Annotated in this window: 7 protein-coding genes; all 7 read right to left on the minus strand. The window is 65.1% G+C overall.

The window, feature by feature from the left end:
• Nucleotides 1–146 precede the first annotated feature (146 nt).
• On the minus strand, nt 147–1,052 hold the full coding sequence (cyoE, locus tag VFW45_05135; GenBank protein HEU5180152.1) for a heme o synthase: 906 nt from the start codon (nt 1,050–1,052) through the stop codon (nt 147–149).
• Nucleotides 1,049–2,029 (minus strand): COX15/CtaA family protein, encoded by a 981-nt coding sequence (locus VFW45_05140; GenBank protein ID HEU5180153.1) that lies wholly within the window; start codon nt 2,027–2,029, stop codon nt 1,049–1,051. The genes cyoE and VFW45_05140 overlap by 4 nt, the downstream gene beginning before the upstream one ends.
• A 9-nt stretch (nt 2,030–2,038) precedes the next feature.
• On the minus strand, nt 2,039–3,802 hold the full coding sequence (locus VFW45_05145; protein HEU5180154.1) for a cbb3-type cytochrome c oxidase subunit I: 1,764 nt from the start codon (nt 3,800–3,802) through the stop codon (nt 2,039–2,041).
• Nucleotides 3,803–3,827: 25 nt separating this feature from the next.
• Nucleotides 3,828–4,526: a cytochrome c oxidase subunit II gene (gene coxB, locus VFW45_05150; protein ID HEU5180155.1), complete on the minus strand. Its 699-nt coding sequence runs from the start codon at nt 4,524–4,526 to the stop codon at nt 3,828–3,830.
• Between the two features lie 304 nt (nt 4,527–4,830).
• Complete coding sequence (locus VFW45_05155; GenBank protein ID HEU5180156.1) at nt 4,831–5,382, minus strand: hypothetical protein; 552 nt, start codon at nt 5,380–5,382, stop codon at nt 4,831–4,833.
• A gap of 2 nt (nt 5,383–5,384) precedes the next feature.
• A complete protein-coding gene (locus tag VFW45_05160; protein ID HEU5180157.1) occupies nt 5,385–7,934 on the minus strand; it encodes a hypothetical protein in 2,550 nt (849 codons plus the stop codon).
• Nucleotides 7,935–8,177: 243 nt separating this feature from the next.
• Nucleotides 8,178–10,211: serine/threonine-protein kinase (locus VFW45_05165; GenBank protein ID HEU5180158.1), on the minus strand; the 2,034-nt coding region annotated here is incomplete at its 5' end.

Below are 10,211 nucleotides of genomic sequence, written 5' to 3' on the forward strand. Positions count from 1 at the left end.
GACAGAAAACGTAGGCGAAGGAGAACAGCACCAGGCCCGCGATCAGGATGAGGAGGCGGACGATCAGCTGGCGGTTCTTGCCCGAAAAGGGATCCGAAGGCGGATTGACGCCTATCTTCATGGCCGATATCCGTTCGCGGCGCCGGTCAGGTACGGTTCAGCGCCATCAGGAAAAGAAGGACCGGGAGGTAGACCACCGAGGCAAGAAGGACGCCGCGGGCGTGCACGCGGCTGCGTGTCTTCGCCAGCCGCAGGCAAATCACCGCCTGCGCCACTCCCAGAAGCAGCGCGCCGTAGAAATACCAGATTCCGGCCACGCCGAGCAGGACCGGCGTCAGGCTGACCGGAATCAAAGCCAGTGCATTGGCCACGATCTGCCGCACCGTGCTTCCGCCCTCGGGATCGACCACCGGCAGGACGCGGAAGCCGCCGCGCTCGTAATCGTCCCGGTACATCCAGGCGATGGCGAGCGAATGGGGCAGCTGCCACAGGAACAGGATGGCGAACAGGCTCCAGCCCCCCGCGCTCAAATCCCCCGTCGCCGCGGCCCATCCGCCCAAAGGCGGCAGCGCCCCCGGGATCGCCCCAACCAGCGTGCACAGCGCGCTCCATTGTTTCATCGGGGTATAGAGAAAGATGTAGCTCGCCAGCGTGGCGATTGCCAGAAGCGACGTGAGCAGGTTGACGGCGGTCGCCAGGTAGAGGATTCCCGCCACCGACATCAGCGTGGCGAAAGCCAGGGCCTGGACCGGCCGCAGCCGGCCGTCGGGGAGCGGCCGCCGCCGGGTGCGCTGCATCCGGGCGTCGCAGTCGCGCTCCAGGTACATGTTGTAGGCGCTCGTCCCCGAGGCCACCAGCGTCGTGCCGAGCAGCGTGTGGAACAGCAGGAGCGGATCGACGGCGCCGCGGCTGCCGAGATAGAAGCCGAAGGCCGTGGTCGCCACCACCAGCGAGGTGACCCGCGGCTTGGTCAGCTCCAGATAATCCGACCAGGATGCGGCGGCCCTTTCGACCGGCTCGCCGACCTCGCGGACCTGCGTCAGCTCGCTCATCGCGCCACTCCCGCGGGCGACGCCACCGCCCCTGCTTCCTTGGCGACGCCTGCCGCCTCCGTGACGGAGCGCCGCGCCACGCGCCGGAAGACCCGCATCGTGATCAGCAGCGTGGTGCCCAAGACCAGGGCCCCGGTCACCACGTGCGACGTCGCCGGAATCACCGCGAGCTGCATCAGCACCGTCGCCCCTCCGAGCGTGATCTGCAACACCAGCAGCGCCGACAGCGCCAGCGCCGGCCGCAGCAGCCTGGCTTCGTCATGATGGCCGGTGAGGATGCGCGCCACGAGCCAGGCAACATAAAAGGTGACGGCCACCGCCCCCAGGCGGTGCAGGTAGGCGATCAGGATAGGCCCTTCCAGCACCGGAGGCACGAGGCGGCCGAAAGAAAGTGGGAAATCGGGGATCGACAGGCCCGAGCCGGTGTGCCGCACCAGCGCCCCCAGGATCAGCTGCAGGAAGACGATGGCCGTCGTCATGACGGCGAGGGACCGCAGCCCCGGGATCCCGTCGTCGGGACGAGGCACCGGAGGGGGCGCCACCCATTCGCGCGACGTGGCCAGCCACAAAGCGATGGTGATACAGAAAAAGCCCTGACCGAGGCAGGCGTGCCCCATCGAGACCAGAAGCGGCAGGCGAAGCAGCACGGTGATGCCGCCGAGCAGCCCCTGGGCCACGACCGCCAGGAAAGCGGCAACGCCCAGCCGCCGCACCCAGCGTCGCGGCTCGGCGCGCAGCAGCCAGATCATCAGGATGGTCGTCAGCAGGCCCACCGCCGTCGCAATCATCCGGTGCCCGTGCTCGTAGAGGACCCCGCCTTCCATCTTCGGGAAGACCTGGCCGAAGGACAGCGGCCAGTCGGGGACGGCCAGCGACGAGCCGGTGCTGGTCACCAGCCCCCCGGCGGTGAGGAGCAGCAGCGTGGAGAAGGCGGTCAGGCCCGCGAAGCGGTGGAGCGGAGCGTTATAGCGGAGCACGATCCCGCCTCAATGAACGCGGGCGGGAGCGCCGGCGGGAAGCGCCGAAGGCGCGTTCTGCGGGTAGTAGTCCTCTTTCGTCTCGGGCGAGGAGTACTCGTAAGGACCGCGGTGCACCGTGGGAATCTGGTCGAAGTTCCCGTGCGGCGGCGGCGAATCAGCCACCCACTCGAGCGAGTTGGCGTGCCATGGGTTCCGGTCGGCTTTCTTTCCCTTGAACATGCTGTAGACGAACAAGGCCATGAAGATCAGCTGCGAGGCCCCGAGCATGAAGGCGGAATGGCTGATGAAGACGTTCATCGGCTGCCACTTCTTCAGGAACTCGTACTGCGTCGGGTCGTAGATGCGGCGCATCATGCCGCCGGCCCCGATGAAGTGCATCGGGAAGAAGGTCATGTTGTAGAAGATGAACGTCAGGGTGAAGTGGATCTTCCCCACCGCCTCGTTCATGCGCCGGCCGAACATCTTCGGGAACCAGTAGTAGACCGCGGCGAAGATCCCGAACATGCTGCCGCCGAACAGGACGTAGTGCAGGTGCGCCACGATGAAGTAGGTGTCGTGGATGTACAGATCCACCGGGGCGTTCGCCATGAAGATCCCCGACAGCCCGCCGATGATGAACATGGCGACGAACGCCAGGCCGTTGAGCATGGCGGTGGTGAACTGGATGTTCCCCCGCCAGATCGTCCCCAGCCAGTTGAAGGTCTTGATGGCCGAGGGAACCGCGATCAGCATGGTCGACATCATGAAGGCCGTGCCCAGCGTCGGGTTCATGCCGCTCTGGAACATGTGGTGGCCCCAGACGATGAAGCCCAAGCCTGCGATCCCCATCATCGAGTAGGCCATCGCCTTGTAGCCGAAGATCGGCTTGCGGGCGAAGGTGGCGATGACATCCGAGGCGAAGCCCATCGCCGGCAGGATCATGATGTAGACCGCCGGGTGGGAATAGAACCAGAAGACGTGCTGCCACAGGATGACCTGCCCGCCTCCCGTCGGTGCGAAGAAATGCGTCCCCAGCGTCTTGTCGAGCAGCAGCATCCCGAGGGCCGAAGCCAGCACCGGCGTCGCCATCATCTGCAGGATGGCGGTGACGAACAGCGCCCAGATCGACAGCGGCAGCCGGAAGAAGGACATCCCGGGCGCGCGCATGTTGACGATCGTGGTGATGTAGTTCAGCGACCCCATGATCGAGGAGGTCCCGGAGATCAGCAGCGCCACGAGCCAGAGCGTCTGCCCCTTCCCGACTCCGGTCCATTGCGGGTCGTAGCTCAAAGGCGGGTAGTTGGTCCAGCCGGCGGCCGCCGGCCCCTGCGGCACGAAGAAGCTGTAGAGCATGATGATGCCGGCCGGGATGAAGACCCAGTACGACAGCATGTTCAGCTTCGGGAAGGCCATGTCCCGGGCGCCGATCATCAGGGGGATCAGGTAGTTTCCGAAGGCGCCGGTGAGCATCGGGATGATCACGAAGAAGATCATGATCGTCCCGTGCATGGTGAAGAGCTGGTTGTAGACCGGCGGCGTGATGTGCCCTTCCTCCAGGACGCCCTTCGGGAAGAGGCTGGCCATCGGCACCGCGCTGTCGGGGTAGGCCAGCTGCCAGCGCACCATCATCGCCAGGAAGCCGCCCAGGATCATGAAAAGGAAGCTCATCAGCATGAACTGGATGCCGATGATCTTGTGATCCTGGGAGAAGATGTACTTGGTCCAGAAGCTGGTGGGACCGTGATCGTGGGCGGCGGCGTGATCGTGCGTGGCGGCTGCGGCGTGGCTCATCGTTCGCAAATCTCCATGGTGCGGATCAAGCGGGCCCCTCGGAAGCCGCGGCATCCGGCGCGGGGGCGGCGCTCTTCATCGCCTCCTCCAGCCACGTCTTGTATTCCTCGAGCGAATGGACCGTCAGGACGCCGTGCATCGTGTAATGCCCGAAGCCGCACAGCTCGGCGCAGGCGATCTCGAAATCTCCCGTCCTGGTCGCCTCGAACCAGACCGGGATCGTCAGCCCCGGGACGGCGTCCTGCTTCAGCCGCATGTTGGGCAGGAAGAAGCTGTGGATGACGTCCTTGGAGCGCAGCTGGATGCGTATCGGCTTGCCGACCGGGACATGCATCTCGTTGTTCAGGATGACGTCGTCGGCGGTGTCGGGCTTGCCGTCGGCGCCCGGGTAGCGCACCTCCCAGTTGAACTGGCTGGCGGTAATCACCAGGTTGACGTCGCTTTCGGGCCAGGTGTGCTTCACCTCGTCCCAGGCCGACTTGCTCATCACCGTCAGGATGACCAGCACGACCGCCGGGACGATCGTCCAGACGACCTCCAGGGTCGAGTTCCCGTGAGTGTAATGGGCGCGCCGGTCGGGCCGGTAGCGGTAGCGGACGGCGAAATAGAGGAGCAGGGCCTCGGTGATGATGAAGCTGCCGCCGGTCAGGTACAGGACGATATAAAAGAGGTTATCGATCCGCGGGCCGTACGTCGAGGCAACTTGCGGAAGCCAGTCGGACATTTCCCCCCCGAAGCCTGGAAAATAAGGGGCTTTTTATACCGCCGGATCGCGTGCTTGTCAACACAGAGAAAGGACTTCCGGGGAGAAAACGCAAGGTGCAGTAGAGGGTGGGAGGCAAGGAAGGCCGCGACCCCGCAATCGATGTCGGGTCCCCCGGAAAATCGACGGAGGACCCGACCCGGCTGGCCCGCGCTATGACTCCGGAATTGTGGTCGGCGGCCACATGTCCGGTCCCTACCTCGCCATCACGGGCATTTTCATGGTGCGCAGCCGATGAGACTCACGGCGCGCGAATGCATCATGGTCAAGGGCAAGGCAGCGTGTTGGTCCGCTCCGTGCCCGTGGATCCGAAGCCCTTGGTCCCTTCTTGCCTCAGCCGATTTCGGGCCGTGACCAGGTAGTAGAACCTGGAGCCGATCGCCGGCGTCGTGGCATCCGCCAGGCTGGTCGTCGTCAGGTCGCCGGCGTAGCAGGTGCCGAAGGTGCCCGGCAGTGACGCCGACTGGTAGACCTCGTACCACTGGGCCGATGGCTCCGCATTCCATTGCAGGATCGTCGGATTGGTGAATCGCACCCCCGTCACCTCCCCGGCCGGGCGGTAGAGATCCACGAAGCCCTCGTCGGCATGGAAGGAAGCGCTGGAGACCGCCGTCGCGGCGAGGTCGCCTCCGATCGAATCGAGCTTGAGGTGGAAATGCGCCGAGCCCAGCGCCACGCCATTCGTGGGGTCGCCGGCATTGTCGAACGAAGATCCCTGGACCTTGTAGCTGGTGCTGCTCTGCGCCGCCACAGGCGAAGCGGCGAGCAGGACGACAAGCGCCAGGATACCAAGCGGAGCGAGCAGGCCGCGCCGCATGGCTAGATGCCTCCCAGAAGCACCCGGATCATTCCTACGCCGGAGGGCAGCGGATCGATGGCACGCCCGAGGGGAATCGCCGCGGGGATGCCGGGATCGACCCGCATCGCCAGCCCGGGCTGCGGCGAGAGGCTCAGGTGGTCGCCGACCGCGATCGCCCCGTACGAGGCGTCCACCCGGCACAGGGCCACGTGGCTGGTGGCCACCGCGACGGGGCCGACAGGCGGAAGCTGGCCCGAATCGCCGGACGCGACGTCTGTTGGCTGCACGCAGCCGATTGCCAGAGCGTCGCTCGCGCCGTTGCTTCGCCTGACCGATCCGGGGGCGTTCGGGTCGAGGCCCACCACGTCGCCGGCCTCCAGGGCGCCTTCGCGGGTGAACAGATCGAGCACCGGTGGCGTCGGTCGGACAGCGGGTAGCGTTTCCTGTGTGAGGGAGGGTTCCGTTGTCGGGGATTGGGCTGCTCCGCTCCCCTTCAACGCATCGGGGGAAGACGCCTGTGCAGGCGCGGCCTCCGGCTTCGGTCCCGCGGCAACAGCGAGGGCGGCCAGCCTTTTGGGATCGTGGGCCATCTCCGAGGGTTCGTGGTAGGGCGACACGCCCACGGCCTCTCTCAAGTGATCGGCCCGCGCCAGGTCCAGCGTCTTCTTTCCGTGGACAGACTCCTCGACTCCCTTGAAGCGCTCCAGCGCGGTGTACTTCCGGAGCGTCGGATCTTCCTTGAAAAACTCTTCGTGGAAATGCATCGATGGGATCTTCGAGTCCTCTTTCTTGGGCTGGACGATGCTCTGCTCCTCGAAGCCGATGCGCAGCCCCCAAACCATGTAGTCGAATTCCGCGGAGGAGCCGGCCGGCCCGCGGACCACCAGCTCGGTCGGGCTCACGTCGGAGACGGCGAGCGCGATGGGCTCGCCACGCGGCGTGGTGGTGGCGGTCAGCCCGATGTCGGGGTTCGCGACCATCGCGAAGGTCTCCCCCAGTTTCACGCGCGCTATTCCGTTGACGAGCTTGCCCGAGCCGCGCGTGTAGACCGCGGCCTCGTCCCCTTCCGGGGCGACGTAGACGATCACCTTGGAAGGATCGGTGGGATGGTTCTGGACGAAGCTGACGGCTCCATTGCCCATGATTTTGTACGACGAGAAGGCAACCACCCCATGAAGCCCCGTGGAGAAGGCCTGGAACCACCCCCCGGCATTGGAACCATAGGAGAGAACGCCCACGTCGTAGTAAGGAATCTGGGTATAGCCAAAAAAGGGACTGCCGTTCGAGAAGTAGGAGCCGATGTTGCCCGTGGACGAGGCGCTGATTCCGAGCCCGTTGCCTGCCAGGGTCGCATTGTCCCCGGCGGTGTCGGAAAAATAGGCACCCCGGGTCTGACCCGACGCCTCAACTCCGGTGTGCACCCCGTCGGCGTGCAGGCCGTAGGAGCCCGGACCGGTGGCTTGGAAATAGGCGCCGTAATTTCCACCGTCTCCCCGGATCCCCTTGTCGGTTCCCGACCCGTAAACTCCGATCGACCCGGCGCCGGTGCCGGTGAAAGAGCCGCCGAAGGTGCCGCCCGATCCGCTGACACCGGTGCCGCCGCTGCTCGACGCATTCACGCCGATGAGGCCGCCGATCGCATCAACCCCTTTGTTCGCCGCGAAAGCGAAAACGCCCGTCGATCCAGGCTTGCCGGTCGTGAAGTTGCCGCCGAAATCGCCGCCGGTGGTGCTGATGCCGGCGGTCGACGTAGAAATATCGGCCAAGGCGGGGAAGGTGCCGCCACCCGAATATGCGAACCGTCCCCCAGTGTTTCCTGTCCCATTAACACCGATCAGTCCGGAACCATAGACTCCGGTTCCGAACCCTGGTGCCCCCACTCCGGAGACCGCCCTGCATCCACCCATTCCGCACGATGCGCTTACACTCCCAATGAAGTGTCCCGCCTCTCCGCCGACACTTTCGGCCAGAAGCGCGTATCCGTTTGCCCCGTAGGCGTAGATGGCGGTTCCCAAGGACTCGGCGTCGAGGGCGAGGCCCCCCGCATTGTTGATGAGGTCCAGCTCGCCGTCCTTCTCCTGCGGAAAGGACGAGGTATCGATGTAGTAGCTGCCGGGATTCCCGTCGAGATACGTGGAATTGAGTGAGAACGCGGAGGAGTGGAACCTGGTCCGGGGACTCAGAGTTTCGGCCCCGACCTGGATCTCCAGCCAGACCGAGCCGTTATCGCGGAAGACCGCAGTCAGCGAAGTGAAGGTTCCCGGCCCGCTTCCGTCGGTGACGTTTCCCGAGCCGAGCGCCACGCTGAACAGCCCGTTGGCGACCGTTATCGCGCCTCCGAGCGCCGCCGTGTGAGTGTCCACGAGAATCTCGTTGCCGGCAGCCGGATCGTCCCAGAACCGGAAGACCATGTCATAGGTGCCGCTGAGAGGAACGTCATTCTGGTCCCGCAGAACCCCCTGATAGTTGACGGTCCCGGGAGGAATGGCCGCGTGGGCCGGCAGCACTCCCGCCAGACCTCCGATCAGTGCAACCAGGAGCAGCATCGCGCTCGAGCGTTTGGCGCGCATCGAGCTACTCTCGGAACCACGCATGGGCTTCATTCTGACCTCCAGCGCCGGGGCGCTTGAAAAAGAGCCGGGCGTAGAACCCACCGCCCTGATGAACTGAGAATCCGGAACGAGGCCTTTCCCGGCCTCCATTCAGGAAAACGGAAACCCTGTGGGAAAGCCGACAGACGGCTCGGAACGGTGCATGAAGGGGGGGGTAGATGGTGGATGGCCTGGATGGGGGGTGGGGCGGTGAGGGAGGGGTTACCGGCCGTCCGCTGCGGGCTTCTGTGCGCCGGCCTTCATCGCGGCAATGAGCTGCTCGAATTCAGGGTAGCCGCTCAGGGACTTGAGATCCTGGTCTGCCAGGAGATCGGCGAGGGGCTCGCCCGCCGCCCGCGCCTGGCGCACATAGTCCACGGCCTCGTGCCTGCGACTGCGCAGCGCCGCGATATCAGCGAGGCCATGAAGGGCCCATCGGGTGATTGGATTGGACGGGCCCAGGCCACGGCCCGCTTCGAGCAGCTTTCGCTGCATGCGCTCGGCCTCGGCAAACTGCCCCAGATGCGCCAGCGTTGTCGCGAGGTTGCCCTCATTCATCATGGTTTGCTGGTGATTGGGCCCCCAGACTCGCTCGTAGCGCAGCTGAAGATCCTCGAGAATCGACCGGGCGTGCTCGTGACGTCCATCGGCGTCCTCGGCAAGCGCTACGCCTTCGAGGGCTCCAATGGTGCCGGGGTCATCGGGACCGGAGGTCCTCGTGAGGATCTCGGCGATCTTCTCCTCGAGGGCTCCCCCCTCTTTGAATTTGTGCTGGTTGATGAGGGCCGACGCCACGCCGTCGAGCGCGTCGAGCGTGAGGTGATGCTCCTCTCCGAGCTCGCGCCGGCGGATTTCATAGGCTTCGCGATGCGCCTTCTCCGCCTCGGCGTAGCGGCCGGTCGCATTGAAAATCGAAGCGAGGGTCTGGAGAGTGTGGATGGTCTCGGGATCATCCGATCCGATGACTCTCCTCTGTGCCTCCAGCGTCTGCCGGCACAGCGATTCGGCCTCCTGGTAGCGATAAAGATCCAATAGGGTATGCGATAGATTGTTCATGGCGGTGAGAGTCCGCGGGTGCTCCGGGCCGAACACGCGGCGGGACCGCTCCACGGCTTCGCGCAGGATCTCCTCGGCCTCCTGGTCGCGCCCCAGGTTGAAATCGACGACCCCGAGATCGTTCATGAGCATCAGCGTCATCTTGTCATCATCACCGAAAGCCGCCCGGCAGCGGGCCAGATTGGATTCCGCCATCGGTCGCGCCCGTTTCCCATTCCCGGCTCTGAAAAACGTCATGGCGAGATTGTCTTCGATGCGGATTGTCTCGCGCGCATCTGGTCCATTGAGAGCGCGGGACTTGCTCGCCGCCTCCTCCAGGAGCTGCTGCGCCGGCTCGTATACGCCCAGCTCCCTGTAGACCGCCCCGAGGGTCAACAGGAGGGGTACCTGGAGCTCGGGATTCGATCCGAGCTCGTCTTGGATTTTTTTACGGCCGGTGTCCAGGACTTCACGGACGGTCACCTCCTTCCCCCGAGCGCGGGCAGGATCGATCGACGAGAAGAGATTCACCAGGAATTCCGAGACCTTCGTGGCCTTGGCCGCCTCGACGCTGGCCCGGTCCCTTTCGCGCGCAATCCGGCGGGCCTGCATGGCCATCGTGACGCCGAAGGCGAGAAGGCCGATGATGGACAGCGCCGCCACCGTGACTCCGAAGCGATGCCGGCGAACGAACTTCCTGGTCCGGTAGGCGGCGCTTGCCGGCCGCGCCAGAATCGGATCGTTGCGAAGGTACCGCCGGAGATCGAGGGCCAGCTCGGCAGAGGACTGGTAGCGGCGCCGGCGATCCTTCTCCAGCGCCTTGAAGACAATCGTCTCCAGGTCTCCCCCAAGGTGCCTTGCCGTGCTGCTCAGGCGGGCCGGCGGCCTTTCCCGAATCACCCGAATGACTTCGTCGGCCGGGACTCCCGACACCTCGTAGGGGAGCCGGCCGCACAGCATCTCGTAGAGGACGAGTCCGAGCGCGTAGACGTCGCTTCTCGTGTCGATGTCCTGGGGATCGGCCTGGCACTGCTCGGGACTCATGTACTGCAGCGTGCCAACCAGCTGGCCGGTGGAGGTCATCGTGGCCGCCAGATCGGAATCGGTGGAGCGGGCCACTCCGAAATCGATCACCTTGGGCTGTCCGCCGGCGTCCACGAGAATGTTGGTGGGCTTGAGATCCCGATGGATGATTCCCTTCTGATGACCATGGTGCACCGC

Source organism: Candidatus Polarisedimenticolia bacterium (assembly GCA_035764505.1).
Classification (GTDB): Bacteria; Acidobacteriota; Polarisedimenticolia; order Gp22-AA2; family AA152; genus AA152.

Excerpts from the sequence above, each read along its gene's own strand:
- cyoE (HEU5180152.1), bottom strand. The coding sequence starts at position 1,052 with ATGAGCGAGCTGACGCAGGTCCGCGAGGTCGGCGAGCCGGTCGAAAGG.
- VFW45_05145 (HEU5180154.1), bottom strand. The coding sequence starts at position 3,802 with ATGAGCCACGCCGCAGCCGCCACGCACGATCACGCCGCCGCCCACGAT.
- coxB (HEU5180155.1), bottom strand. The coding sequence starts at position 4,526 with ATGTCCGACTGGCTTCCGCAAGTTGCCTCGACGTACGGCCCGCGGATC.
- VFW45_05155 (HEU5180156.1), bottom strand. The coding sequence starts at position 5,382 with ATGCGGCGCGGCCTGCTCGCTCCGCTTGGTATCCTGGCGCTTGTCGTC.
- VFW45_05160 (HEU5180157.1), bottom strand. The coding sequence starts at position 7,934 with ATGCGCGCCAAACGCTCGAGCGCGATGCTGCTCCTGGTTGCACTGATC.